This window comes from Solirubrobacter soli DSM 22325 (assembly GCF_000423665.1).
In the GTDB taxonomy this organism is placed as follows: domain Bacteria; phylum Actinomycetota; class Thermoleophilia; order Solirubrobacterales; family Solirubrobacteraceae; genus Solirubrobacter; species Solirubrobacter soli.
This window is the reverse complement of the sequence record NZ_AUIK01000010.1, coordinates 118,272-143,644: the sequence shown is the minus strand read 5'-3', so window position 1 is coordinate 143,644 and position 25,373 is coordinate 118,272. Positions and strand designations below refer to the sequence as shown.

General features: G+C 73.1%; 24 protein-coding genes. 19 read left to right on the top strand and 5 right to left on the bottom strand.

Features of this window, described 5'->3' with window-relative positions; genetic code table 11:
* The first annotated feature begins 3 nt into the window (after positions 1 to 3).
* From G569_RS0110620 to G569_RS0110565, 12 genes are all read left to right on the top strand, one after another.
* Complete coding sequence (locus G569_RS0110620) at positions 4 to 1,101, top strand: DUF4430 domain-containing protein (RefSeq protein WP_028063403.1); 1,098 nt, start codon at positions 4 to 6, stop codon at positions 1,099 to 1,101.
* Positions 1,098 to 2,018: a DUF4430 domain-containing protein gene (locus tag G569_RS0110615; protein ID WP_028063402.1), complete on the top strand. Its 921-nt coding sequence runs from the start codon at positions 1,098 to 1,100 to the stop codon at positions 2,016 to 2,018. The genes G569_RS0110620 and G569_RS0110615 overlap by 4 nt, the downstream gene beginning before the upstream one ends.
* A gap of 46 nt (positions 2,019 to 2,064) precedes the next feature.
* On the top strand, positions 2,065 to 2,913 hold the full coding sequence (locus G569_RS0110610; RefSeq protein ID WP_084284658.1) for an energy-coupling factor transporter transmembrane component T: 849 nt from the start codon (positions 2,065 to 2,067) through the stop codon (positions 2,911 to 2,913).
* The gene (locus G569_RS0110605; RefSeq protein ID WP_028063400.1) at positions 2,910 to 4,403 is read left to right on the top strand and encodes an ABC transporter ATP-binding protein; all 1,494 of its coding nucleotides are present in this window, start codon (positions 2,910 to 2,912) and stop codon (positions 4,401 to 4,403) included. Before G569_RS0110610 ends, G569_RS0110605 begins: the two co-directional genes overlap by 4 nt.
* Positions 4,404 to 4,467: 64 nt before the next feature.
* Entirely contained in the window at positions 4,468 to 5,106 is a 639-nt protein-coding gene (locus tag G569_RS47260) for an ECF transporter S component family protein (RefSeq protein WP_053226161.1), read from the top strand.
* The gene (locus tag G569_RS62405; protein ID WP_028063399.1) at positions 5,084 to 6,289 is read left to right on the top strand and encodes a class I adenylate-forming enzyme family protein; all 1,206 of its coding nucleotides are present in this window, start codon (positions 5,084 to 5,086) and stop codon (positions 6,287 to 6,289) included. Before G569_RS47260 ends, G569_RS62405 begins: the two co-directional genes overlap by 23 nt.
* A gap of 12 nt (positions 6,290 to 6,301) precedes the next feature.
* Positions 6,302 to 7,369, top strand: coding sequence for a Re/Si-specific NAD(P)(+) transhydrogenase subunit alpha (locus tag G569_RS62400; protein WP_028063398.1), 1,068 nt, complete (start codon positions 6,302 to 6,304; stop codon positions 7,367 to 7,369).
* Positions 7,370 to 7,666 (top strand): NAD(P) transhydrogenase subunit alpha part 2, encoded by a 297-nt coding sequence (locus G569_RS0110585; RefSeq protein WP_211232949.1) that lies wholly within the window; start codon positions 7,370 to 7,372, stop codon positions 7,664 to 7,666.
* Positions 7,656 to 9,026, top strand: coding sequence for an NAD(P)(+) transhydrogenase (Re/Si-specific) subunit beta (locus G569_RS0110580; protein WP_028063396.1), 1,371 nt, complete (start codon positions 7,656 to 7,658; stop codon positions 9,024 to 9,026). The genes G569_RS0110585 and G569_RS0110580 overlap by 11 nt, the downstream gene beginning before the upstream one ends.
* Positions 9,027 to 9,039: 13 nt before the next feature.
* Positions 9,040 to 9,228 carry a hypothetical protein gene (locus G569_RS0110575; protein WP_028063395.1) on the top strand — a complete coding sequence of 63 codons (189 nt, stop codon included), beginning with the start codon at positions 9,040 to 9,042 and terminating at the stop codon, positions 9,226 to 9,228.
* Positions 9,229 to 9,283: 55 nt separating this feature from the next.
* On the top strand, positions 9,284 to 9,547 hold the full coding sequence (locus G569_RS0110570) for a MoaD/ThiS family protein (RefSeq protein ID WP_028063394.1): 264 nt from the start codon (positions 9,284 to 9,286) through the stop codon (positions 9,545 to 9,547).
* Positions 9,544 to 10,605: a WD40/YVTN/BNR-like repeat-containing protein gene (locus G569_RS0110565; protein ID WP_157591943.1), complete on the top strand. Its 1,062-nt coding sequence runs from the start codon at positions 9,544 to 9,546 to the stop codon at positions 10,603 to 10,605. Before G569_RS0110570 ends, G569_RS0110565 begins: the two co-directional genes overlap by 4 nt.
* Positions 10,606 to 10,620: 15 nt before the next feature.
* Here the strand turns inward: G569_RS0110565 and G569_RS47255 are convergent, their stop codons facing one another.
* Together G569_RS47255 and G569_RS47250 are read right to left on the bottom strand one after the other, a co-directional pair.
* Complete coding sequence (locus tag G569_RS47255) at positions 10,621 to 11,439, bottom strand: polysaccharide deacetylase family protein (protein ID WP_053226159.1); 819 nt, start codon at positions 11,437 to 11,439, stop codon at positions 10,621 to 10,623.
* A 5-nt stretch (positions 11,440 to 11,444) separates the two neighbouring features.
* Positions 11,445 to 12,863: an ATP-grasp domain-containing protein gene (locus tag G569_RS47250; protein ID WP_053226158.1), complete on the bottom strand. Its 1,419-nt coding sequence runs from the start codon at positions 12,861 to 12,863 to the stop codon at positions 11,445 to 11,447.
* Between the two features lie 121 nt (positions 12,864 to 12,984).
* Here G569_RS47250 and G569_RS0110550 point away from each other — a divergent pair, with 121 nt between their 5' ends.
* Genes G569_RS0110550 through G569_RS0110535 form a run of 4 tightly spaced genes read left to right on the top strand, consistent with a single transcriptional unit; the run spans position 12,985 to position 17,322 of the window.
* Positions 12,985 to 13,344, top strand: a complete 360-nt coding sequence (locus tag G569_RS0110550; RefSeq protein ID WP_028063392.1) for a VOC family protein — start codon at positions 12,985 to 12,987, stop codon at positions 13,342 to 13,344.
* Entirely contained in the window at positions 13,344 to 14,186 is an 843-nt protein-coding gene (locus G569_RS0110545) for a helix-turn-helix domain-containing protein (protein ID WP_028063391.1), read from the top strand. Before G569_RS0110550 ends, G569_RS0110545 begins: the two co-directional genes overlap by 1 nt.
* Position 14,187: 1 nt before the next feature.
* The gene (locus G569_RS0110540) at positions 14,188 to 16,743 is read left to right on the top strand and encodes an AAA family ATPase (protein WP_028063390.1); all 2,556 of its coding nucleotides are present in this window, start codon (positions 14,188 to 14,190) and stop codon (positions 16,741 to 16,743) included.
* A gap of 57 nt (positions 16,744 to 16,800) precedes the next feature.
* The gene (locus G569_RS0110535; RefSeq protein WP_028063389.1) at positions 16,801 to 17,322 is read left to right on the top strand and encodes an ester cyclase; all 522 of its coding nucleotides are present in this window, start codon (positions 16,801 to 16,803) and stop codon (positions 17,320 to 17,322) included.
* Positions 17,323 to 17,343: 21 nt separating this feature from the next.
* Here G569_RS0110535 and G569_RS57685 read toward each other — a convergent pair whose 3' ends face one another.
* Together G569_RS57685 and G569_RS0110525 are read right to left on the bottom strand one after the other, a co-directional pair.
* Positions 17,344 to 18,837: a sensor histidine kinase gene (locus G569_RS57685; protein WP_028063388.1), complete on the bottom strand. Its 1,494-nt coding sequence runs from the start codon at positions 18,835 to 18,837 to the stop codon at positions 17,344 to 17,346.
* Positions 18,819 to 20,255: a TRAP transporter substrate-binding protein gene (locus tag G569_RS0110525; RefSeq protein ID WP_028063387.1), complete on the bottom strand. Its 1,437-nt coding sequence runs from the start codon at positions 20,253 to 20,255 to the stop codon at positions 18,819 to 18,821. Before G569_RS0110525 ends, G569_RS57685 begins: the two co-directional genes overlap by 19 nt.
* Positions 20,256 to 20,349: 94 nt before the next feature.
* Here G569_RS0110525 and G569_RS57680 point away from each other — a divergent pair, with 94 nt between their 5' ends.
* The 3 genes from G569_RS57680 (at position 20,350) to G569_RS0110510 (ending at position 24,226) form a co-directional block, all read left to right on the top strand.
* Positions 20,350 to 21,981 carry a sensor histidine kinase gene (locus G569_RS57680; protein WP_028063386.1) on the top strand — a complete coding sequence of 544 codons (1,632 nt, stop codon included), beginning with the start codon at positions 20,350 to 20,352 and terminating at the stop codon, positions 21,979 to 21,981.
* The gene (locus tag G569_RS0110515; protein WP_028063385.1) at positions 21,969 to 22,613 is read left to right on the top strand and encodes a response regulator transcription factor; all 645 of its coding nucleotides are present in this window, start codon (positions 21,969 to 21,971) and stop codon (positions 22,611 to 22,613) included. Before G569_RS57680 ends, G569_RS0110515 begins: the two co-directional genes overlap by 13 nt.
* 77 nt (positions 22,614 to 22,690) lie before the next feature.
* Complete coding sequence (locus tag G569_RS0110510) at positions 22,691 to 24,226, top strand: right-handed parallel beta-helix repeat-containing protein (protein WP_028063384.1); 1,536 nt, start codon at positions 22,691 to 22,693, stop codon at positions 24,224 to 24,226.
* Here the strand turns inward: G569_RS0110510 and G569_RS0110505 are convergent.
* Positions 24,210 to 25,373: an ABC transporter ATP-binding protein gene (locus G569_RS0110505; RefSeq protein WP_028063383.1), complete on the bottom strand. Its 1,164-nt coding sequence runs from the start codon at positions 25,371 to 25,373 to the stop codon at positions 24,210 to 24,212. The genes G569_RS0110510 and G569_RS0110505 overlap by 17 nt on opposite strands.

The following is a 25,373-nucleotide window of genomic DNA, read 5'->3' as shown; positions in this document are numbered from 1 at the left end:
AGCATGAAGCTCACTGTCATCACCGGCACGGTCGCCGGGCTCCTCGCCTTCGCGGCGCCGGCCTTGGCCGCGCCCGCCAACGTCACCGTCCGCGTCGAGGGCGCGACGACGACGCGCGTGGAGACCACGCGCGTCTTGACCACCACCGCGCCCGTCTCGCGCGCCGGCCACGACTGCTCGGGGACGAGCGCCGGCGGCGCCCTGGACAAGGCCACCGCGGGCGACTGGGACGCGGGCTACTTCGACGGCCTCGGCCACTTCATCAAGACGATCAAGGGCGAGACGCCGAGCGGCGACGACTACTGGTCGGTGTGGGTCAACCACAAGTCCTCGATGGTCGGAGCGTGCGCGTTCGAGCTGCAGGAGGGCGACGACGTCCTGTTCTTCGTCGACCACTGCACGGCCGACCCGACCACCTTCGAGTGCACCAACGCCCCGGTCGAGCCGCTGGCGATGACCGCGCCGGCGCAGGTCCAGGCGGGGCAGGCCGCCGAGCTGTCGGTCGTCAAGTACGACACGACGGGGAAGGCCACGCCGGTCGAGGGCGCGACGATCTCGGGCCCGGGCGTGAGCGTCACCACCGACGCGGCGGGCAAGGCGACCGCGACGTTCCCGGCCGACGGCACCGTCCGCCTGCAGGCGACGAAGGCCGGTCTCGTCCGGTCCGAGACGCATGACGTGGTGGTGGCGACGCCGACCAAGGGCCCGCCGGCGACGGTCACCCCGGCCACCCCCGACAAGACGGCGCCGAGTGCCACGCTGACGGGCATCAAGGACAAGCAGATCTTCAAGACCGGGCCGCGCGAGCTCAAGGGCTCCTTCGGCGCCGACCCGTCGGGCATCAAGACCGTCAAGCTGCGCCTGGCGAAGCGTTCCGGGGGCAAGTGCTGGTACTTCTCGGGGACCATGGAGAAGTTCCGGCGCACGGCCTGCGGCACCGAGAAGTACTTCGCGATCGGCGATCGCGCCGACTGGACCTACCTGCTGCCCGCGCGGCTGGGCAAGGGCCGCTACACGCTCGACGCGATCGCGATCGACGGCGCCGGCAACCGCACGCCGCTCGTCCGCGGCACCACGCAGGTGGTGTTCACGGTCCGATGAAGCGCCTCGGCCTCCTCCTCATCATCGTCATCGCCCTGGCCGGGTGCGGCTTCGGCGCGGGCAAGAAGACCGGCGGGTCGGTCACCGTGGCCGTCACGCAGAACTTCGGCCGCGCCCAGCTCGTGCCCACCAGCCGGCAGACCGCGAGCGAGGGGGAGACCGTCATGCGCCTGCTGCAGCGCTCGTCGGACGTCAAGACGCGCTATGGCGGCAACTTCGTGCAGGAGATCGACGGCGTCTCGGGCGGGCGTGAGGACGGCCGCCGGGTCGACTGGTTCTACTACGTCAACGGGATCGAGTCCTCGATCGGCGCGGGCGAGCGCAAGCTGCACCCCGGCGACCGCGTCTGGTGGGACCACCACGACTGGGAGACCGCGATGCGCGTTCCGGCCGTCGTCGGCGCGTTCCCGGAGCCGTTCCGCTCCGGCCAGGACGGCAAGAAGCTGCCGATCCGGCTCGTCTGCTTCGCCGCGGAGGACCGCTCGTGCAACGAGGTCGAGCAGCGGTTGAGCGGCGCGGGCGTGCGCAACGTCGCGCGCTCGAACCTCGAGTCCTCGCCGGGTGAGGTCCTGCGCATCCTCGTCGGCAAGTGGTCCGACGTGCGCAAGGACATCGCGTCTCGCCAGCTCGAGGAGGGGCCGGAGGTGTCCGGCGTCTTCGCCAAGCCCAACGCGGCCGGCAACTCGATCGCGCTGATGAACCCGGACGGCCAGGTCGAGCGCACGCTCGGCCCCGGCTCGGGCCTGGTCGCCGCCACCTCCTACCAGGAGGATCACCCGACCTGGATCGTCACGGGCACCGACGACGTGGGCGTGGCGGCGGCGGCCGCGGCGCTGAACGAGGACCAGCTGCGCTACCACTTCGCGGTCGCGATCGACGCCGGGCGGGGAGTCCCGCTGCCGCTCGAGGCGCCGTGACGCGCGGCGCGGACGCGCCGCGGCGGGCGACGCCGCCGGTGGCGCGATGAGGCGCAGCCCGCTCCACGCCACCCGGGCGGGGGTCGGCGGGGCGTGGTGCCTGGCGCTCGGGGCGGTCGCGGGGCTGTGTGAGCATCCCGCCGTGCTGGTCGCCGTGCTCGCGGTGGTGGTCGTCGTGGGGGTCGCCGCAGGGCTCGGGCCGCAACTGCGCCAGACGGCGCGCTGGGGCGTGCCGTTCGCGCTGGTGGTGCTGGCCGTCAACGTGCTGCTCACGCGCGACGGGGCGACGGTGATCTTCCGCGGGCCGCACCTGCCGGTCTTCGGGCAGGTCGACTTCACGCTCGAGGCGACGGCCTACGGCGCCGTGCTCGGCTTGCGCATGCTGGTGATCTTCGCGACCGCGGTCCTGCTCACCGCCGCGATCGACAACGACGAGCTGCTGCGGGCGTTGCGGCGCGTCTCGGTGCGGTCGGGGGTGACCGCCGCCTTGGCGATGCGCCTGTTCGGCGTGCTCAAGCGCGACGCCGCGCGGATGGCCGACGCGCAGCGTTGCCTGCCCGGCGGCGGTGTCTCGCGGATGCAGGTGCTGCACGCGGTGACCGCCGGGGCGCTCGACCGCGCCACCGACGTCGCCGCGACGCTCGAGGTGCGCGGCTTCGGCTCCGGCGGGCGCCCGCCGCGGATGCCGCGGCCCTGGTCGCGGCACGACTTCGCGTTCGGAGCCAGCACCGTCGTGCTGTTCGCGATCGCCGCCGGCGGCGCGCTCGGCCTGTGGGCGCCGTTCGATCCCTACCCGCGCCTCCAGGCGCCGCTGACGGCCGCGACGCTCGTGATCATCGCCGTGCTCGCCGTGGCCGCGCTGCTCCCGTTCGCCGATCGGCGGGGGATCGGATGACGCTGCGCGTCGAGGACCTGAGCTACCGCTACCCGGGCGTGGCGCGGCCGGCGCTGGACGGCGTCACGCTGACCGTCGAGCCGGGCGAGCTGGTGCTGCTGGCCGGAGGGTCGGGCTCCGGCAAGTCGACGCTGCTGCGGGCGGCCTGTGGGCTCGTGCCGCACTTCCACGGCGGGACGTTCGGCGGGCGCGTCGAGACCGGCGGCCTCGACACCCGCGACCACGGCCCCGCGAAGCTCGCCGCGGTCGCCGGCACGCTCTTCCAGGACCCCGAGACGCAGGTCGTGATGGGGACGGTGCGGGCGGAGATCGCCTTCGGGCTGGAGAACCTCGGCTGGGCCGCGCCCGCGGTCGCCCGCGGCGTCGAGGAGGCCGCGCTCGCGCTCGGCCTCGGCGGCCTGCTCGACCGTCCGACGCACGAGCTCTCCGGCGGTGAGTTGCAGCGCGTCGCGCTCGCGGCCGCTCTGGCGGGACGCCCGCGGCTGCTGCTGCTGGACGAGCCGACCTCGCAGCTGGACCCGGTCGCGGGCGACGAGCTGCTCGGCGTCCTGCGCCGGCTCAACGAGGAGTGGGGGACCGCGATCGTGCTCGCCGAGCACCGGCTCGAGCGGTGCCTGCCCGCCGCCGACCGCGTCCTCGAGCTGCAGGACGGCCGCCTCGTCGCGGACGAGACCCCGCGCGCCTGGCTGGCGCGGACGCACGCGACCCCGGCGGCGCAGCTGTTCGCGCTCGCCGGGCTGGGCGAGCCTCCCGTCACGGTGAAGGAGGCGCGGCGGCAGCTCCCCGAGCTCCCGCACGAGACCGTGCCGCCGAGCCGCCCGTCCTCCCGCAAGGGCGCGCTCCTCTCAGTCGAGAACGTCTGGCTCGAGCTGCGCGACGGGCCGGCGGTCCTGCGCGGGGTCAGCGTCCACGCCCACGCCGGCGAGCGGATCGCGCTGATGGGGCGAAACGGCGCGGGCAAGTCGACGCTGTTGAAGGTCATCGCGGGCCTGCTCGACGCCACGCGGGGCAAGGTCAAGACGCCCGACGTCGCGCTGCTCACCCAGCATCCGGGCGACCACCTGCTGCATGACACGATCGGCGCCGACGTCCCCGGCTCCGAGCTCGCCGAACGCCACCCGCGGGACGTCTCCGGAGGCGAGCGGCAGCGGTCGGCGCTGGAGATCATGCTCAACGCGCCGGCCGAGGTGCTGCTGCTGGACGAGCCGACCCGCGGGATGGATCCGCGGCGCCGCGACGCGCTCGCGCAGCGGCTGACGCAGCGCGGCGGCGTGACGATCGTCGCCACCCACGACCCAGAGTTCGCCGCGGCGTTCGCCACCCGCGTGATCCTGCTCGGCGACGGCCGCCCGGTCGCCGACGCGACGCCGCCGGAGGTGCTCGCGGGCGGCTGGTACTTCGCCACGCAGGTCGCGCGGGTGCTCGGCGGCGCCGGCGGCGCGCTCACCCCCGCGCAGGGCGCGGCGCTGCTGCAAAGGGTTCCCGCATGAGCGAGCCTGGCCAGCGGCCGGCGAGGCCCCGGGCGCAGGTTTCAGGCATCCCGGGTGTGGTTGCGTGACTTGGATTCTCGCCTCGTCGCTGATCCTCGGCGCCGTCATCGTCGTCGGCTTCGCCTGGTACGAGCGCACCCACCCGAGCACGCGGGTGATCGCGCTCGTGGCCACGCTGGCGGCGATGGCCGCGCTCGGCAGGGTCGCGTTCGCCGCGCTACCCAACGTCAAGCCGACGACCGACATCGTCCTGATCGCCGGGTACGTGCTCGGCGGCGCGCCCGGGTTCATGGTCGGCGCGACCGCCGCGCTCGCCAGCAACCTCTTCTTCGGCCAGGGCCCGTGGACGCCGTGGCAGATGGTCGCCTGGGGCGGCGTCGGGCTCTTCGGCGCGGGGCTCGGGCGGCTCACGCGCCAGGAGCTCGGCCGGGTCCCGCTCGCCGTCGCGTGCGGGCTCGCCGGCCTCGGCTTCGGCGCGATCATGAACTTCGGCACCTGGATCACGTTCTCGGGCGACCACACGACGGCCAAGCTGGTCGCCTACTCGGCCTCCTCGTTGCCGTTCGACATCGCCCACGCGACCGGCAACGTGCTCTTCTGCCTGGCCTTCGGACCGGCGCTGGTCCGAGCCTTGCGGCGATTCCGGACGCGCTTCGACATCATCTGGCTCCCTCAGCGAGATGAGTCGACCCGAGCCGTATAGCGCCTGCTGGACCCTGGCCGACCATGTCGATCGCGCAGCCGCGCTCTGGCCCGAGGCCGACGCGCTCGTCTTCAACGGCGTCCGGCGGACGTTCGAGCAGTTCGCGGACGCGACGTTCGAGTTCGCCCGGGCGCTGGCGGCGCTCGGCGTCGGGGCGGGCGACCCGGTCGGCGTACTGCTGCCGATCGGCATCCCCGCGCTGACGGCGCTCTACGGCGCGGCGCGCCTCGGGGCGATCGGCGTCCCGCTGGACCCGGGCCTGCGCAGCGCGCAGCTGCGCGACGTCACGCGTCACGCCGGCTTGACGACGCTGATCGCGGGGCCGGACGTCAAGCGCCCGGACGCGCCGGAGCTCGAGCACTTCATCCAGCCCGGGACGGAGCTGCGGGCGCTCGCGGCGCAGACGCCCGGAGCGGTCGTGCGCAAGGCGCAGCGCGCGGCGGCGCTCTCGGACACGGCGATCATCATGTACGCGCCCGCGGACTCGCTGCGCGGCTGCCGGCTGAGCAACGAGGGGATGATCCGCTCCGCGCGGATCCTCGCCGAGCAGCGCTTCCCGCTCGAGGCCGGCGACCGCCTCTTCAACCCGCTGCCGCTGGCCGGTCTCGGCGCGCTGCAGCCCTTCAACGGCTGCCTCGCGGTCGGGGCGACGTACTTCGGCATGGCGCAGTTCGACGCCGCCGAGGCGGCGCGGATCATCGCCGAGGAGCGCTGCACGGCCGCGTTCCCGGCGATCGACGCGCTGTGGGCCGCGATCCTCGACGAGCTCGAAGGCCGCGACCGCTCCGAGCTCTGGCTCGTGGCCGTCGACGGCAGTCCGGACCTGCTCAAGACGACCGCCGAGCGCATCCCCGAGGTCACCCAGGTGTCGATGTACGGCTCGACCGAGGCGGGCGGGCTGATCACGCTCGGCCAGCTCGACGACAGCCACGAGCTGCGGCTGAGCTCGGTCGGCCGGCCGTTCCACGGCATCCTCGTCAAGATCCTCGACCTCGAGACCGGGGAGGAGCTGCCCGCGGGTGAGCGCGGGCGGATCGCGGTCAAGGGCTGGTCGCTGTTCCAGGGCTACCACCGCGACTCGAGCTCGCACCTGGACGAGGACGGCTTCCTGCACACGTCCGATGTGGGGTCGCTGGACGCCACCGGCCGGTTGTTCCTGGGAGACGTCGCCTTCGTCAGTTAGGGTTCCGCCCTCTTGAAGATCGGCGTGCCGAAAGAGACGGCCGCGCGCGAGCGTCGCGTGGCCCTGGTTCCGGACGTGGTCCGGCGGCTTCGCGCGGCCGAGCACGAGGTCGTCGTCGAGTCCGGCGCGGGCCTGGAGGCGGGTGCGACGGACGAGCAGTACGTCGCCGCGGGGGCGTCGATCGGCGATCCCTGGAGCGCCGAGGTGGTCGCCAAGGTGGCGCCGCCGTCGGAGGCCGAGCTGGCCAAGCTGCGCTCAGGGACGATCCTCGTCGGCTTCCTCAACCCGCTCGGCGACCCGGAGGGGTTGAAGGCGATCGCCGCCACGGGCGCGACCGCGCTGGCGATGGAGCGGATCCCGCGGATCAGCCGCGCGCAGTCGATGGATGCGTTGTCGTCGCAGGCGACGGTGTCGGGGTACCGGGCGGTGCTGATCGCCTCGACCGAGCTCGAGCGCTTCTTCCCGATGTTCATGACCGCGGCGGGGACGGTTCCGCCCGCGCAGGTGCTCGTGCTCGGGGCGGGTGTGGCGGGGCTGCAGGCGATCGCGACCGCGCGCCGGCTCGGCGCCGTCGTCACCGGGTTCGACATCCGGTCCGCCGTGAAGGAGCAGATCCAGTCGCTGGGCGCGCGCTTCTTCGAGGTCGAGGGCCTGGGCGACGCGGAGGCCGAGGGCGGCTACGCGCGCGAGCTGACGCCGGAGGAGCAGCAGATCCAGCAGGATGCGCTGAGCGTGCAGATGGGCAAGTCCGACGTCATCGTCACCACCGCGCTCGTGCCCGGGCGGCCCGCGCCGAAGCTGATCCCGGCGAGCGCGGTCGAGGGCATGAAGCCGGGGTCGGTGATCATCGACCTGGCGGCGGAGGCGGGCGGCAACTGCGAGCTGACGCGGCCGGGGGAGACGTTCGTGACCGACGGCGGCGTGAAGATCGTCGGCCCGCTCAACCTGCCGTCGGAGATGGCCGAGCACGCGTCCGCGCTGTACGCGCGCAACATCCTCAGCCTCGTCGAGCTCGGGTTCGACTTCGAGGACGAGGTGGTCAAGGGCGCGACCGTGGTGCGCGATGGAGAGGTGGTCTGAGTGGACCTGCTGACCGAGCTGGCGATCCTCGTGCTCGCCGCGTTCGTCGGCTTCGAGGTGATCTCGAAGGTGCCGAACACGCTGCACACGCCGCTGATGAGCGGCACGAACGCGATCCACGGCATCGTCGTGCTCGGCGGCCTGATCCTGATCGGGCCGGCGGAGGGCTTCCTGAACAGTCTGCTGCTGGTGATCGCGATCGCGTTCGGCACGATCAACGTGATCGGCGGCTTCCTCGTCACCGACCGCATGTTGGGAATGTTCAAGGGGAAGAAGCCCGAGCGCGATGAGTCGTAACGACCTCATCAACCTCCTCTACATCGTCGCGTTCACCCTGTTCATCACAGGGCTGCGGATGCTGCGCGGGCCCAAGACGGCCGTGCGCGGCAACCAGGTCGCGGCGGTCGGCATGGCGATCGCGGTGGGCGCGACCCTGCTCAAGCCGGGCGTCGGCGATTGGCTGTTGATCGTGATCGGCGTGGCGATCGGCGTCGCCGTCGGCATCCCGAGCGCGCGCAGCGTGAAGATGACCGCGATCCCGCAGATGGTCGCGCTGTTCAATGGCGTCGGCGGCGGGGCGGTGGCGCTGATCTCGGTGGTCGAGTTCCGTTCGGAGAGCGATCTCCCGCTGGAGACGCTGATCCCGATCCTGTTCGCGGCGATCATCGGCTCGATCTCCTTCTGGGGCTCCAACGTCGCCTTCCTGAAGCTGCAGGAGCTGTGGAAGGGCGGGATCGCGACGCCGAAGGCGGTCAACGCGGCGCTGCTGGCCATCGCGGTCGCGGCGGCGGTCGTCATCGCCGCCGGCAGCGACTCCGAGGCGCTCTTCTGGCTCATCTTGTTGAGCGCGGGCGCACTCGGCGTGTTCGCGGTGGCGCCGATCGGCGGCGCCGACATGCCCGTGGTGATCTCGACCTTGAACGCCTTCACCGGCCTTTCAGCGGCGGCGGCGGGCATCGCGCTGGACAACACGGCGCTGATCGTGGCCGGCATGCTCGTCGGCGCGTCGGGCTCGATCCTCACCAAGCAGATGGCCGACGCCATGAACCGCTCGATCGCCAACGTGTTCTTCGCGGGCGTCGGGACCGGGGGCGGCGGCGCGCTGACCGCCCCGGGCGGCGGCGGGACGGCGCGCTCGACCTCCGCCGCGGACGTCGCGATCCAGCTCTCCTACGCCCGCCTGGTCGTCGTGGTCCCCGGCTACGGCATGGCGGTCGCCCAGGCGCAGCGCGCGGTCGCCGATCTCGCGACCGAGCTCGAGAAGCGCGGCGTCGAGGTCCTGTACGCGATCCATCCCGTCGCGGGCCGCATGCCCGGCCACATGAACGTGCTGCTCGCCGAGGCCGACGTCCCCTACGACAAGCTCAAGGAGATGGACGACATCAACGGCGAGTTCGCCCGCACGGACGTGTCTTTGGTGATCGGCGCCAACGACGTCACCAACCCGGCCGCCCGCACGGTCCGCGAGTCGCCGATCTACGGCATGCCGATCCTCGACGTCGACAAGTCCGGCAGCGTCATCGTCCTCAAGCGCTCGATGAACAGCGGGTTCGCCGGCATCGACAACCCGCTCTTCTACGACCCCAAGACCGCGATGCTCTTCGGCGACGCCAAGACGTCGGTGTCGGACATCTTGTCCGAGGTCCAAGCGCTCTGAGATAGTCCTCTGTATGGAGGAGGACGTGAATGGTCTCCGCTCGGAGATCGAAGGGTTGATGGAGCGGGTGATGGAGTCGATGGGGATGGGCACGCTGCTGATCCCCGAGGAGATCCAGCGCGGGATGAACGAGACCGCGAACCCCTCGCTCGACGCGGACGGGCTGCGCGCCCTGCGCGACGACCTCAAAGCACTCCTTTAGCCGGCAGCGATGACTTTCGCGCCCGGCGCGAGTCCAACTGTGGAGAATGCACTCCATGGCACTCGTCCGCCTGCGCGGACCGCTGAAGACGCTCGCCGGGGGAGGAGAGCTCCCCGTCGCGGGCGACACCATCGCTGAGCTGCTCGGCGCGCTGGAGCGCGAGCGGCCGGCGCTGCACGGCTGGATCCTCGACGAACGCGGCCGGATCCGCCGCCACATCAACGTCTTCGTCAACGGCGAGAGGGGCGGGGAGGAGACGGCGATCGCGCCGGACGACTGCGTCGACGTCCTTCCCGCGATCTCAGGAGGATGCGCATGACCGAGTTGCTCGTGGGAACGAAGAAGGGCCTCTTCGTGCTCGAGGGTGAGCCGGGGGAGCCGTTCGAGGTCACGGCGCGCGCGTTCGCCGGCGAGCCGGTCGAGTACGCGATGCGCGACCCGCGCACGGGGCGCATCCTCGCGGGCGTCATCAACCCGTTCTACGGACCGAAGATCTTCGTCGCCGACGACGCCGGCGGGGAGTGGGAGCAGGCGCGGGGCCTGGCGTTGCCGGAGGGCGGCGAGGAGGCGCTCGCGCGGATCTGGGTGATCGTCCCGGGGGAGGCCGACGGCGAGCTCTACGCGGGCGGCGACCCCGGCGTGCTGTTCAAGTCGATCGACGGCGGGCTCAACTGGGAGCTGGTGCGCAGCCTGTTCGAGCACCCGACGCGGCCGGACTGGCAGCCGGGCGGCGGCGGGCTCTGCCTGCACTCGATCGCGCCATGGCCGAATGAGCCGGGCAAGCTCGCGCTGGCCTTGTCGGCAGTCGGCGTGTGGTTGACCGACGACGGCGGTGAGACGTGGCGGCACGGCAACAAGGGCCTCGGCGCCCGCTACCTCCCGCAGGAGCAGCAGGAGAACACGCTCACCCTGTGCGTGCACGACCTCCAGCGCGCGCCGCGGCGGCCGGAGCGGATGTTCATCCAGTTCCACGGCGGCGTCTACCGCTCAGACGACGCGGGCGAGTCGTGGACGGAGATCGGCGCCGGGCTGCCGTCGGACTTCGGCTTCCCGCTGGTCGTCGACCCGGCCGACCCGGACAGCGCCTACGTGATCCCGCTCAAGGCCGACATGGACCGCGTCACCTGCGAGGGCCACGTCCGCGTCTACGAGACCCGCGACGCGGGGGAGACGTGGGCGCCCCGCGGCGAGGGCCTGCCGGCCGAGCACGCCTACCTGACCATCCTGCGCGAGGCCTTCGACCGCCGCGGCGAGGGCGACGCGCTGGAGCTCTACTTCGGCGCGACCTCGGGCGACGTCTTCGGCTCCCCCGACGCGGGCGCCACCTGGTTCACCGCGGCGACCCACCTCCCGCCCGTCTACTCCGTCCGAACCTAAAGGGGTCAGGCCCCTTTAGAAATCGCGCCGGATCTCGCGCAAGAGCTGCTTGCCCGTCAGCTCGGGCACGATGATCCGGCGGATCGACCAGAGTGGGTGCTGTTTGTCGAGCTTGTCGGAGAGTTGGAAGGCGGCGCGGTAGCCGGCGCTGAACATCGGCTGGATCGCGTCGGAGGAGTAGGAGCCGAACGGGTACGCGAAGAGCTCGACCTTGTGGCCGACGATCCTGCGCAGCTCGCGGCCCGGGTCCGTGAACTGGGTCTTGTAGTCGGCGGTCGTGTACTCCGGGACCGCCTTGTGGTCGTAGGTGTGGGCGCCGATCGTCATCCCCGCGCGGTCGAGCGCGCGGACCTGGCCCTTGGTCAGCCAGCCGGGCTTGCCCAACACCACGGTCATCACGAAGAAGGTGGCGCGGAAGTGGTGCTTGCGGAGGATCGGCAGCGCCTGCGTGTACTGGCCCGCGGAGGCGTCGTCGAACGTGAGCAGGATCGGCTTGCGCGGCAGCTTCGCCCCGCGCGCCATGTGGGCGACATAGTCCTCGCCGCTGATCGGCGTGTAGCCGGCGTCCGCCAGCGCCTGAAATTGCTTGTCGAGGACCGACGGGCTGACGATGTACTGGCGATCGGTCGCGCTGTCGGCACCCGTCCGGGGGCGGATCTGGTGGTAACAGAGGACCGGGACGTGCGAGCGCGCCGCCACCGCGGCGGCGGTCGTCTTCGGCTTCGGGGTCGCCGTCGGCGTGCGCTTCGGCGGCGGCTTCTCCTGGTGCTTGGAAGAGCCGCCGCATCCGGCGAGCGCGACCGCGACGGCCGCGCAGATCCATCGAGCCCGCAAGGGCCTCAGGCTACGGCGTACTCCCCGACGCCGTCGAGCAGCAGTGCCTGCACCTGCTCGAAGCGGCTCTGGGCGTCGGCGGCGGTCGTGCCGATCGCGGTCAGCCCGACGCGGCCGAGCTCGTCGATCGCGCTCAGCATGTGGAACACCACGCCGCAGCCGTCCGCCGCCAGCCGCGGCAGCGCGGCGAGCCGCAGCAGACCGCCATGGCCGAGGTCCCGCAGGCGCGGGGACTCGAGGTGGTCGGTCGCGACGTAGTGCCGCGGGGAGCCGCAGGGGGCGGTGAAGATCGCCGTGTCCGCGTCGTAGTAGCCGCCGGAGAGCAGCTCCAGCGCCGCCAGCGGGTGCGTCGTCCCGCCGCTGCGCAGGTTGACCTCGATCGCGTACGCGTTCCAGACACCGGTCTCGTCGCGCGCGACGACGAAGTCGATTCCCGCACGGCCCCGCGCGCCGGATTCGACGAGTGCAGCGCCCACCCGCCGCGCGCTCTCGGTGATCGCCCGCGCATACGCGGGCTCGGCCGGGAACCGGCAGCCCAGATAGCGCTGGCCGGACAGGATCTGATCATGCGTGGAGACGATCCGCGCGGGCGCGCCGGGGGAGAGCTCGAGCTGGACGCTCGGGCTGCGCAGCTCGAGGCCCTGGATGCGCTCCTCGACCACGCCGCCGTGCGACAGGCGCTCGAGGTAGACCGCCATCGGCACGCCGGTCGCCTCCAGCTGCATGGCGTCGAAGCGCAGGCCGATGCGGTGCTTCTCGTAGCGCGACCCGGGCGCGGGCAGGCCGGCGAGCTCGACGATCGCGTTGCCCTCGCCGGACACGCCGGCGTCGAGCTTGACGACGACCTGCTGGAGCTCCGGCTTGGCGGCACGCAGGCGGGCGATCGCCTTGACGGCGTCGGCGCGGCCGGTGATCCGCTCCACGCCCAGCGGGTGCTGCACGCCGGCGCGCTCGAACAGCTCGCGCGAGCCGCTCTTCGTGCCCAGGTAGGCCAGGCCGGGATCGGCGCCGTGGACCGGGATGCCCAGCGCGTCGCCCACCGCGTGCTCGAGCTCGGTCGAGACGTACGGGACGAGATGGCAGCGCTCGATGTCCGGGATCGTCGAGCGGATGCGCCGGAGCAGGCGCGGGCGCTCGAGCAGCTTGGCCGAGAGCGGGCGCACGGAGGCGTCGTCGGCGCTGATCATCGTCAGCCGGTCGCGGGCGTCGAGCGCCAGCTCAGGCCCGAGAAGCGACAGGTAGTAGTCGAGGATCGGCTCCGCCACGGGCGACGAGGTCACGTAGACCACCCGTAGCCCCGGATCTCTGAGCATCAGCAGGAGACACAGCAGCCGTTCCTCGTATGCCTGCGTCTCCGCCGCGGGCTCGTGGAACTTGTCGATCGTCCTGGACGGGACGATCACGATCGACCGATACGTCTCCATGGCGCGGAAGAGTGCCAACGGAACGGCCGAAACGCCAGTGCTCAAAGGTCGAGATTTTCACACCTCTCATTCGTCCAAGATTTCGCGGATCCCAGGACGTACGTTTGCGACCATGAGCACAGTGCACGGAGCGATCAGCTTCTTCGAGCTCGGCGTCGGCGAAAGCCCTGCTGGGCGTGCGTTTTACGAGGGCTTGTTCGGCTGGGGGTTCGAGACCGGGCCGTCCGGGAACGGCTGGATGCTGCAGACGCCGAACATTCGCGGCGGAATGCATCCCGGCGACGCCGGCGGCGGCCCGTATCTGTTTTTCGCCGTTGACGACATGGACGCGGCGATCGAGCGGGTCAAGACGCTGGGCGGCGAGATCCTCCCGGACATGGGCTCGGAGGAGACCGAGGAGTCGATCCGGCGGTTCGGGCGCTTCAAGTTCTGCAAGGACGACCAGGGGTCCTCGTTCGGACTCCACCAGCCGCCTGTGTGATGGCCCGCATCGTCCGCCACGAGTCCGAGCGCGACCGGTGGGAGATGGTCCACGGCGCGCCGGACCCGCGGCTGGGCGGCCACGTGCTCGGCTACTGCGCGTACGACGAGCGGACCAGCTCGTTCGTGCGCCGCCGCGAGCTCCCGTCGGACCGAGTTGTCGCGATCGTGAATTTCGGCGCCCCGATTCGCGTCTTGTCTCCATATGACGGGTGGACGGATCAGGCGTTCGGCTTTCTGGCGGGCATGTACGACACGTTCGCGGTGAGCGAGACCGTGGGCGCGCAGCGCGGCGTGCAGATCGACTTCTCCCCGGTCGGCGCGCACCTGCTGTGGCGGGTGCCGATGCACGAGCTCGCGGGGCGGGTGGTCGGGCTCGACGCGCTGTTCGGCCGGGCGGGGCTGTTGCTGTGGGAGGCGCTCGCGGGCGCTTCCGGCTGGGAGGAGCGGTTCGCGCTGCTGGACGACTTCCTCCTCGAGCGGCTCGACGATGCGCTGTCGCCCGTCCCGTCGGTGACCCGCGCGCTGGGCCGGCTGCGGGCGAGCGGCGGGACGGTGCGGGTGGACGCGCTCGCCGCGGAGATCGGCTGCAGCCGCCGGCACCTCGCCGCCGGGTTCCGCGAGCAGGTGGGCGTGTCGCCGAAGCTCCTCGGTCGCATCCTGCGGTTCCAAAGAGCGGTGTCCCTGGTGGGCGGCGGACCCGGGTGGGCGGAGATCGCCGCGCGCTGCGGCTACTACGACCAGGCCCACATGGTCCGCGACTTCCAGCAGTTCGCGGGAGCGTCGCCCGGCGAGTTCGCCCGCCGGAAGCTGCCCGACGGCGGCGGCGTCGTCGGCGACTGACGTGCGGCTGCTGGAGCGGGAGGACGAGCTGGCGCGGCTGGCCGCGGCGCTGGCGGGCGCACGCGAGGGCCGCGGGTCCGTCGTGGTCGTCGAGGGTGCCGCGGGGCTCGGGAAGACCGCGCTGCTGCGGGAGGCCCGCGCGGCGGCGTCGGGGATGACGGTGCTGTCCGCCTCGGGCTCGGAGCTCGAGCACGAGTTCGCGTTCGGCGTCGTCCGCCAGCTGCTCGGGCGCGTCGACGACCTCCTCTCCGGGGGCGATCGCTTCGCCGTGCTGCACGCGTTGTATTGGCTGGTCGCCGAGCGGGACGGCCCGGTGCTGGTGTGCGTCGACGACGCGCAGTGGGCGGACGACCTCAGCCTGCGCTTCCTCGCGTTCCTCGCCCGCCGCGTGGCGGACCTCGGCGTCGTGCTGCTGCTCGCCGCCCGCCCGCCGCTCCCGGCCGAGGACCGGACGATCCTCGACACGATCGCCGCGTCCGCGTCGACCCTCGCGGTGGCGCCGCTGACCGCCGACGCGATCGCCACGCTCGCCGGCCCCGGGGCCGACCCGGCGTTCATCGCGGAGATCCACCACGTGACCGCCGGCAACGCGCTGTTGGTGGAGGAGGCGCTCGCCGACGGCGCGGTGGTCTCGATCGGGCGGCGCGTCGGGCTGCGGCTCGCCGCGCTGGGCGAGGCCGCCGAGCCGCTGGCCGCCGCGGTCGCCGTGCTCGGCGACGGCGCGGAGCTCGCGGTCGCGGCTCCGCTGGCCGGCGTGGGAGAGGACGCGGCGCGTGCGGCCGCGGCGGAGCTCGTCGCCGCCGACCTCTTCGAGGACGACCCCCTGCTGCGCTTCCGCCACCCGCTGATCCGCGCCGCGGTGGCCGACCGCCTCCCGGCCGTCGAGCGCGGCGAGGCCCACGCCCGCGCCGCCCACCTGCTGGCCGCCCGCGGCCGCCCACCGGGCGTCCTCGCCGCCCACCTCCTCGCCGCCCCGCCGGCGCACGACGCCTGGGCGACCGAGACCCTCCGCGCCGCCGCCTTGGAGGCGACCGCCCAGGGAGCACCGGAGCTGGCTGCCACGTACCTGCGCCACGCGCTCGTGGAGCCACACGATGTCCCGCTGCTGCTCGAGCTCGGGCGCGCCGAGCACGCGGCCGGGTCGGTCGAGGGGCCTGACCGGCTGCGGGAAGCGTGGAAGGCGACCGGCAGCGCGGAGGTCGCGCTCGAACTGGCGACGATGCTCGCCGACCAGACCCGGTGGGCGGAGGCGGTCGCGGTCGTGCGCGAGGTCGAGACGGACGACCGTGAGCTCGGGCTGCGGCTGCTCGCGCTCGCGGCCGACTGCGCGCGGATGGACCCGCGGATCGGCGGCGCCGAGCCCGAGCGGCTGACGGCGCTCGCGAAGACGCTCGGCGGCGACACGCCCGCGGAGCGGTGGGCGATCGCGGCCGCGGCCTTGATCACGCCGGTCGACACCGCCGCCGAGCACGCCCGCGTCGCGGGGCTGCTGCAACGCACCGTGGCGGACGGCGCACGGGTGACCGAGACCGGCGTCGTGTCGAACCTGATCCGGGCGGCGCGACTGGACGAGGCGGAGCGGATCGCGTCGGAGGTGCTCGACCGGGCGCGCGCCGGCGGCCTGATCCAGCAGCACGCCTCGATGCTGTCGATGCGGGCGTGGGCCGCGGCCGAGCGCGGGGAGCTGGGCGCGGCCCGCGACGACCTCGAGGCAGCACTCCAGCTCGGTCCCGAGGTGGCGCTGCCGGAACCGGTGATCGCGTCGGCGGCGGGGCTGCTCGCGGTGGTCGTCGCCGAGCAGGGGGAGTTCGAGCGCGCGGACGAGCTGCTCGAGCGCCACGACCTCGCCGACACGCTCCCGGAGCACCAGGTGATGAACCTGCTGCTGTACTGGCGCAGCCGCACCCGCCTGCTCCAGGGTCGCCAGGACGACGCGTTCGCCGACGCGCAGGAGGTCGGCCGCCGCTACGCCCGCCTGAACATCCGCCGCGCCGTGCCGCCTTGGCGCTCGCTCGCGGCGATCCTGTCCGACGACGAAGCGCTCGCGGCCGAGGAGCTCGAGCTCGCCCACCGCTGGGGGACGCCGCTCGCCATCGCCACCGCGCACCGGGGCGTCGGCCTGATCACCGGCGACCTCGACGCGCTCGAGACCGCGGTGGGACTCCTCGAGCCCTCGCCGCACCGGCTCGAGCTCGCCCGCGCCCGCATCGACCTCGGCGCCGCGCGCAGACGCCGAGGAGAACGCGCCAAGGCCCGCGAACCCCTCCGCCAAGGCATGGACGCCGCCCACGCCCTCGGCGCGCACCCGCTCGCCGACCGCGCCCGCACGGAGCTGTTGGCCACCGGAGCGCGGCCCCGCCGGCTCGCCCTGCAGGGCGCCGACGCGCTCACTCCGTCCGAACGGCGCGTCGCGCAGCTCGCCGCCACCGGCCTGACGAACCGCCAGATCGCGCAGGAGCTCTTCGTGACCGCCGCCACCGTCGACACCCACCTGCGCCACGTCTTCCAGAAGCTCGACGTCAAGGCGCGCGGCGACGTCTCACGCGCGTTGTCGTGAAAGATCAGGTGCTGCCCCTGATGCGAAGGGACCCGCTGTCCCGGGAGCATCGGCGCCATGAACATCGACGACGCCAAGGCGCTCGCCGTGCGCTCCATCCACCTGATGGGCAACGGCACGCTGGATGAGTTCCGCGAGGTCCTGCACCCCGAGTTCCTCAACCATGAGGCCAAGGACGAGCCGCCCGCGGCCCGCGGCCGCGGCCCGGAGGCCTGCTACGCCACCGCCGAGTGGCTCCGCCACGCCTTCGAGGACCTGCACTGGGACATCGGCGAGGTCGTGGCCGAGGGCGACATGGTCGTCGTGCACTGCACGATGAAGGGCCGCCACACCCAGGTGTTCCTCGACTACGACGAGCACGCGCGGGTCGAGCAGGCCTTCCCGCCCACCGGCCGCACGTTCGCGAGCACGCAGACGCACTGGCTGCGGATCGCCGACGGCAAGGTGATCGAGCACTGGGCCAACCGCGACGACCTCGGCACGGCGCTGCAGCTCGGCTGGGTCCCGCCGACCCCGCTCTACCTGGCCCGCGCGCTGTTCGCCAGGCGCAAGGCGAACCGGCTGGTCGCGGCCGCCTAGGAGCCGGTCGACGAATTCCGGTCAGCGCGGGATCACGGCGGTCACGACCGTCGGGCCGCCGGGCGGGCTCGTGATCTCGAGGTGGCCGCCGAGGGCCTCGACCCGGTCGCCGATGCCGCGCAGGCCGCGCCGCGGCACGGCGCCGCCGCGGCCGTCGTCGGCCAGTTCGAGCGTGACCGTGCGCGGGGACAGGCGCAGCCGAAGGGTCGCGCTCGCCGCTCCCGCGTGCTTGTCCACGTTGGCGAGCGCCTCGGCGCAGACGAACCAGAGGGCCGCGCGGTGGCCGGCGGGCAGGTCGTCCTCGCCGTCGACGATCACGTCGGTCGGGACGACCGCGCGGGCGACCAGCTCGTTCAGCGCCTCGGCGATCCCCGTGCCGTTGCGCAGCGCGGGCGGGTAGAGCCCGGTCCCGAGCGCCGCGAGCTCGCCCCGCACCGCTTCAAGCTCGGCGCGGGCGCGGTCGTCGGCGAGCAGCGGCTCGACCCGCCGCAAGCGGGCGAGGACGCGCGTCTCGAGCTGTTCCCCGAGCGTGCGCCGCTCGTCGTCGGCGGTCGTCAGCAAACGGCGCCGGGAGGCCCGCACCCCGGCCGCGGTCGCCCGCAGCTCCGCTTCGAGCCGCGCCGAGTCCAGTGCGAGCGCCGCGGCCGCAGTCGCCGCCGCCACGAGCCGCGGGTCGGCGGTGCCGCCGTGCACCAGTGCGACCTCCGCTCCACCGGGCGCCGCCGCACGGGAGACGACCCGACCGTCGGGCTCGGTCACCGGCTGGCCACGCTCGTCGACCCACCCGAGGCCGGGTACGGCGTAACAGAGCTCGAGGTCCGGGTCGGCGAGGGCGCGGGCGAGCTGCGCGGTGACCGGTCGGCCGGGGTGGCGGTCGCGGTCGAGCGCCACGACGAGGCGGCTCGCCGCCGCCCGCGCCCACAGGCCGCTCGCGGCGGCGAGCCCGACGGACACGGTCGCGATCACCAGCCCGTCGTTGAGCAGCGTCAGCGCCGTGCTGCCGCCTCCCTCGAGCGCCGCGGTCCAGAGCGCCGCGAGAGCGATGGCGCAGGCGGCGGCCGCGAGCAGCGCCCGGCGCCGGTCCGCTCCCGCACGCCGCGCGTGGGCCAGTGCCACGGCGCCCGTCGCGGCCGCCACCGCGATCGTCACCGTGCTCGGCAGGAACGCGCCGAGCCACGCCGCGACGACGAGGCCGCGCGCCACACGCCCACCCACCACGCGGAGCAGCAAATGCAGCAGCGGCCCGCGATAGGCGAGCACGCAGACGCCGCCGATCGCGTCGAGCGCCGCGTTCGCACTCCCGTCGAGCGTTCCGGCGAACCACGCGACCGCGGTCGCCACCGCCAGGTCCGCCGTGGCGCCGGCGCGGCGCAGCAGCCAGGCACCGCCCAGGCCGGCGGCGATGCCGGTGAGCAGGTCGGCCACGGCGAGGCCGCGCGCCGTCACGCCTCCCAGCAGCTCGGCCGCGACGCCGAGCGCCACGACGGTTCCTGCGATCAGCCGACCTTTCGCCATGGGTGCGCTGCGTACATGACGCGCCCGGCGGAGTCGGCGACCTCGACGATCTCGAAGCGCAGCCGCCCGTTGAAGTAGCTCCAGCGGAGGGTCTCGGGGGCCGCGACCGGTCCGTTGGCCTCGAGCATCACGAACGTCAGCTCGTCGCCATCGACGGTGTAGGTGCCGCTGAAGGGACCTTGGCCGGGTGGGTTCGGGTCCAGCGTCTGGTACCAGCGCCCGTCGCGCATGCGGGTGCGGATCGTCAGATCCTGCAGCATGTCCTCGTTGGTGACGTTGCCGCGGCGCTCGTCCTCCTCGGTGATACGGGTGACGAAGACGCCCTCGGGGAAGCGCGGGCCCTTCGCCGCCGGCCGGTGCGGCGCCGCGGGCGAGCGACAGTCCTGCGGCAGCCGGGTCGCCTCGGCCTGCGGCCCGGCGCCGGGCAGCGCGCGCAGCGCGGCGAGCAGCTTCGGGTCCAGCTCAGCCGCGGCGGGTTCGGCGGCCTTCGCCAGCGACGCCAGCTCCGCCGGCGTCGGGACCAGGACCCGCACGCCGGTCCGGCACAGTTGCGCGAGCTGCGACGTCTCATCGCGTGGGATCTCGGTCCCGGCCGCCGCCACCACGTCACGCGCCGCCGACCGCAGGACCGATCGCTGGCGGTCAGACAGTCGCTTCCACACATGGGCGCCGATGACGATGCTCTGGAACTTCGGAAAGATCGCGTAGGAGGTCAGGTACTTCGCGTCGACCCCGTAGCTGTTGTCGAGCACGGGCTTCGGGGAGGTCTCCGCGGCGTCGAGGCCACCGGAATGCAGCAACTCGCTGACGTCGTCGGCGTGCAGGCCCTCGACCGGGTCGGTGGCGAGCGCGGTGAAGTCGCGCGCCGACTGCGGATTGTCGATGACGCGGACCCGCAGCCCGCGGAACGTGCCGAGGCTCGTCAGCGGGCGTGTCGCGATCACCCGCCGCAGCTGGGCGGGAACCAGCGCGAGCCCGATCACGGTGTCCGGCAGCGAGGCGAGCGCGTCGCGCGCGATCGGGCCGGTCGCCAGCGCCTGCGCGGCCGGATAGGTCGTCACCGTGAACGGGGCGAGCAGCGCGCGGAACGCCGACAGCCCTTCGACGGCCCACGCGCGCGCCGGCAGATAGCCGATGTCCTCCTTGCCCGCGCGCAACGCCTGCGCGAGCCGCACCTCGGCCGCCGGATCGCGGCTGTCGTAGCGGAACCGGTCGTCGACCCGTATGCGCACGCTCCCGCCGGAGCGTTCGGTGACGAGCTGGGCGAAGCGCTCGCCGAGCGGGTCGCCCGCGTCCGGCATCTGAAGCGTCAGCGTCACGTGCTCGGTGACGCGGCCGCCGGTCTTGTCGGACGCGCTCGCGCAGCCGGCCAGCGCGACGGCGGCGAAGACGACCGCGGTGCTCAGGAGGGCTCTCATGGTCTCACGCTCGCGCCTCGCGCGCCGACTGTCATCAGTGCAGACCCTGAACCGGTGCACTGGCCCCTGTCAAACGCGAGATGATCGCCCGGCCATGGGGATCCCCTCCACATGCGTCGTCGCCGCCCTCGGGGTCGCCGCGGCCGCCCACGCGCGCGCCCACCCGGCGGACACGCTGACGGGCGGTGAAGCCGCGGCGCTCGCGCTGATGCTCGTCGCCGGCCTCGGCGCCTGGGTGGCCGGCGTGTACGTGGCGCCCCGCGACCGGGGCGGCATCGCACTCGCCGCCGCCGGCCCCGCGCTGTTTCTCGCCGCCTGGCCGCTGCCCGAGGCCGGTGGCGCGCTCGCCTTCACGGCCGCGCTGACGCTCGGCGCGACCGCGCCGGCGCTGGCCGCGACCGCCGCGCTGCTGCACCGGCGCGCGCCGCGCCGAGGCCGCGAGTCCGTCGCGCCGGCGCAGGCCGGCGTGGCCGCACGCGCCGGATCGCGGGTGCCCCCCGCCCTCGCGGTCGCGGCGCTCGCGGCCACCGCAGGCTGGCTCGGTCTGCTCGCGACCGCGACGTTCGACCCGGAGGCCACGGGCTGCTTCGACTGCCCGCGCAACCTCCTGCTCGTCGTCTCCGACGCCGACCTGCACGACGCGCTCGTCCACAGCGGCCTCTACGCCGCCGCCTTGACCTGCGCCGCGGCGGGGCTCCTCGGGCTGCGGCGGCGGGCCGCGGCGGCCGCGGCCGCATTGCTCGGCGCGGCCGGGTTCGCGGTCAACGCGACCCACGGCGTGCCGACGATCGACGAGACCACTCGCACCCTCTGGCTCGCCCAGACCACCGCGCTGGCTGTAGCCGCGGGCACGGTCGCGTTCGAGTACGTCCGCGCGCGGCGGTTGAGCCGCCGGATCGCCGACCTCGTCGCGGCCGCGCTCCCGTCGCCCGTGGGACTGCGCGCCGCGTTCGGCGATCCCGGCCTCGAGATCGTCTTCCCGCACGGGGCCGGTGCGGTCGACGCCGACGGACGTCCGGCGCCGGCGAGTCCGGGCCGCGCCGTCACGCAGGTCACCCGCGGAGCGGACGTCATCGCCGAGTTGCGCCACGACCAAGCCACGGCCGAGCACGTCGCCGCCGCGGCTCGCGGCGCCGGTCTGGCGCTCGAGCACGCCTCGCTGCGCGCCCGCGTCAGGGCCGAGCTGAGCGAACTCGCGGCCTCGCGCCGGCGCATCGTCGAGGTCGGCGACGCCGAGCGCCGCCGGATCGAGCGCGACCTCCACGACGGAGCCCAGCAGCGGCTGATCGCGCTGTCGATGACCCTCGACGACCGCGCTCGCGATGAGGTCAAGGCAGCGCTGGCGGATCTGCGGGCGCTCGCGCACGGCATCCATCCCGCCGCGCTCACGGATGCCGGCCTGGAGTCGGCGACGCTCGAGCTCGCCGACGAGGCGGCGGTGCCGCTGAAGATCGAGGCGATGCCGCACAACCGCCTGCACCCGAGCCTTGAATCCGCGGTCTACCGCCTGATCCTCGACGGCGTGCGGTGCGCCGAACGGCACGGCGACGGCCGCGCGGTCCGGATCACGGTCGAGCGCGACGCGGAGCAGGTGAGCGCGCGGATCGCGCTCCCGGGCGTCGCGCTGCCCGCCCTGCAGGATGCGGCCGACCGCTTCGAGGCGCTCGGCGGCACGCTCGCGATCGCGTCCGGCGGTGCGGAAGGGAGGCTGCCGTGCGGATCGTGATCGCCGAGGACATGGCGCTCATGCGCGCCGGCCTGGCGCGGCTGCTCGCCGACCGCGACTTCGAGGTCGTGGGCGAGGCCGAGGAGCCCGAGGCGCTGCTCCGGCTGATCGCGCGCGAGCGCCCGGATGCGGCGCTGGTCGACATCCGGATGCCGCCGACGCAGACCGACGAGGGCCTCAAGGCGGCGGCCGAGATCCGCAAGCATCACCCGCAGACGGCGGTGCTGCTGCTCTCGAGCTACCTCGACGCCCGCTACGCCGCGGCGCTGTTCGCCGACTACCCGGCGGGTACGGGCTATCTGCTCAAGGAGCGCGTCGGCGACCCCGGCGTGCTCGGCGACGCCCTGCGCCGCATCAGTCACGGGGAGTGCGTGCTCGATCCCGCGATCGTCAACCGCCTGCTCAACCGCGTCCGCGAGCCGGGGCCACTCGACGAGCTCTCCGCGCGAGAGCGGGAGATCTTGGGCCTGATGGCCGAAGGCCACTCGAACAAGCGCATCTGCGAGCTCTGCTTCCTGAGCCCGAAGACGGTCGAGAGCCACGTGCGCCACATCTTCATCAAGCTCGGCCTGCTCGAGTCCTCGGACAGCAGCCGCCGCGTCCTCGCCGTGCTCACCTACCTGCGCGGATAGATCAGGGCAGACCCTGACGGAGGTTCGGTGCGGGACCTGTTTCCGCGCCGCACGCCGCCGCTTAGCGTCGCCTGACCATGAAGCCCACTCCGTTCATCGCGCTCGCGGCGGCGCTCGCCTTCGCCCCCGCGGCACAGGCCGCGCCTTCGCTGCAGGCCCGCATCGACCAGTCCAAGCCGGGCGACACGATCCGCCTGACCCGCGGCACGTACGCCGGCCCGATCCACATCGACCACAGCCTGGCGCTGATCGGCAACGGGTCGGTGATCCGCGGCGGCGGCCCGGTCGTGCGGATCGACGCCCCTGCGGCCGTCTCGATCGACGGTGTGACGATCACGGGCGGCGTGACCACCGCCAGCGACTACTGCGGCCCGCTGTGCGGGCCCGACTACGTCAAGGGCACGGCGCTCGGCGGCGGCGTCGAGATCGGCCCGCCGCCGGACGACATCGCGCCCGCGACCGTGACGATCACAGACAGCGTCATCACCGGCAACCGCGCCGCGAACGGGCAGACGGTGTCGAGCATCCGCGCGGTCTGCCCGGGCGGCCCGTGCCGGTTCGGGCTCGGCTCCGGCGGCGGGATCGACAACTGGGGCAACCTGACCCTGGTCCGCACGCGTGTGACCGGCAACCAGGCCGGCGGGCCTCTGAGCTCGGACGCCGACGGCGGCGGCATCTCCAGCGGCGCCGGCAGCCTTACGCTCGACCACAGCGTCGTCAGCGACAACCGCGCCGTCGCCGTCCCACCCCACGGCCGCTTCGCCGAGGGCGGCGGCCTGTTCGTCACCGGTGGGACGCTGACCGTCCGCGACTCGCGGATCGACGACAACGTGGCCGACCTGACCAGCACGCTGCCGGCCAAGGTCGGCGACGCCAACATCGACATGAACGCCCACGCGGGCGCGATCCACACCGACCCGAGCGTCAGCGCGACGATCGACCGCAGCTCGATCTCGCGCAACGAGATCTCCGCCGTCGACCCGGTCGGCGCACCGCTGGCGTTCAACTCCGCGATGCTGCTGCAGGGACCGGCGGCGATCTCCGACACGGTGATCGACGCCAACCGCCTGACCGGGGTCGCCACCAGCACCGAGGACACGGGCGACGCGGGCGGGGCGGTCGAGCTCGACGGCGGCGGCACGCTGACCCGCACCGCCCTCACCCGCAACGTCTCCGTCCAGCGCACCACGCAGGGCTTGGCGGCGATCTACGGCGCGCTCGCGGTCTTCACCTTCGAAGGCGATCCGAAGCCGGTCGTGATGACCGACAGTGTCGTCGCGGGCAACCAGGCGACCGCGATCACCCGCACCGGCGACGCCGTCGCACGCGGCGGCGGCGTCTTCAACAACAGCCTCCTCACGCTGCGCCGCACGCTCGTGCACGACAACAGCGTCCAAGCGGCCGGCCGGACCGAGGGCGGCGGCGTCTGGAACGGCGTCGCCCTGTCAGGCCCGCCGGTCGAGTTGACGCTCGACCACGTGGCGATCACGGCCAACCGGCTGATCGGCGGAACCCGCCGGGGCGGCGGGCTCTTCACCAGCACTCCGTTCACGCAGACGGGGACGCTGTTCAGCCGGAACGCCCCCGACCAGGTGGTCAGCGTTTCGTCGTGAGGGATCGGCCGCCGTCGGTGTCGAAGAGCTTGATCTGCGAGGTGTCGAGGACGACCTCGACCTCCTTGCCGTGCTCGGCCTGGGAGCGGGCGTCGAGGCGAGCGACCACGTGCGAGGCGCCGCCGCCCGGGACGTCGTCCATGCCGGCGTCTGCGGCGAGCTCGTCCAGCTGTTCGGAGTGCAGGTCCTCGGCGCCCTTGATGTCGAAGTAGGCGTAGAGCTCGGAGCCCATCGACTCGACGACGTCGACGGTCGTCTTGAAGCGCAGGCCGTCGACGATGTCGTCGCCGTAGGCGGCGTCCTCGAAGTGCTCGGGGCGGATGCCGGCGATCACTTCGCGCTTGTCGGTGGTCACGCCGGCGGGGATCGGCGCGTCGCCGAAGGGGAGGCGGACCTTGTTCTCCTCCAGGCGCGCGGGGACGAAGTTCATCGCGGGGGAGCCGATGAAGCCGGCGACGAAGAGGTTGATCGGGTCTTCGTAGAGGACCTTGGGCGTGTCGACTTGCTGGATGATGCCGGCGCGCATGACGGCGACGCGGTCGCCGAGGGTCATCGCCTCGGTCTGGTCGTGGGTGACGTAGAGCATCGTGGTGCCGAGCTGTTGCTGGATGCGCGCGACCTGGGTGCGCATCTGCACTCTGAGTTTGGCGTCGAGGTTGGAGAGCGGCTCGTCCATCAGGAACGCCTTCGGGTCGCGCACGATCGCGCGGCCCATCGCGACGCGCTGGCGCTGGCCGCCGGAGAGGTTGGCGGGCTTGCGGTCCAGGTGTGAGCCGAGCTCGAGGATCTCGGCGGCCTCGTCGACTTTCTTGTCGATCTCTGACTTGTTGACCTTGGCCAGCTTGAGCGCGAAGCCCATGTTCTCGCGCACGGTCATGTGCGGGTACAGCGCGTAGTTTTGAAAGACCATCGCGATGTCGCGGTCGCGCGGGGCGAGCTCGTTGACCCGCTCGCCGCCGATGACCAACTCACCGTCGGTGATGTCCTCCAGACCCGCGACCATCCGCAGCGCTGTCGACTTCCCGCAGCCCGACGGGCCGACGAGGATCATGAACTCCCCGTCGCCGATCTCGAGATTCATGTCCTTGACGGCCTCGAAGCCATCCGGGTACCGCTTCCACACGTTCTGGAACGTGATCTCGGCCAT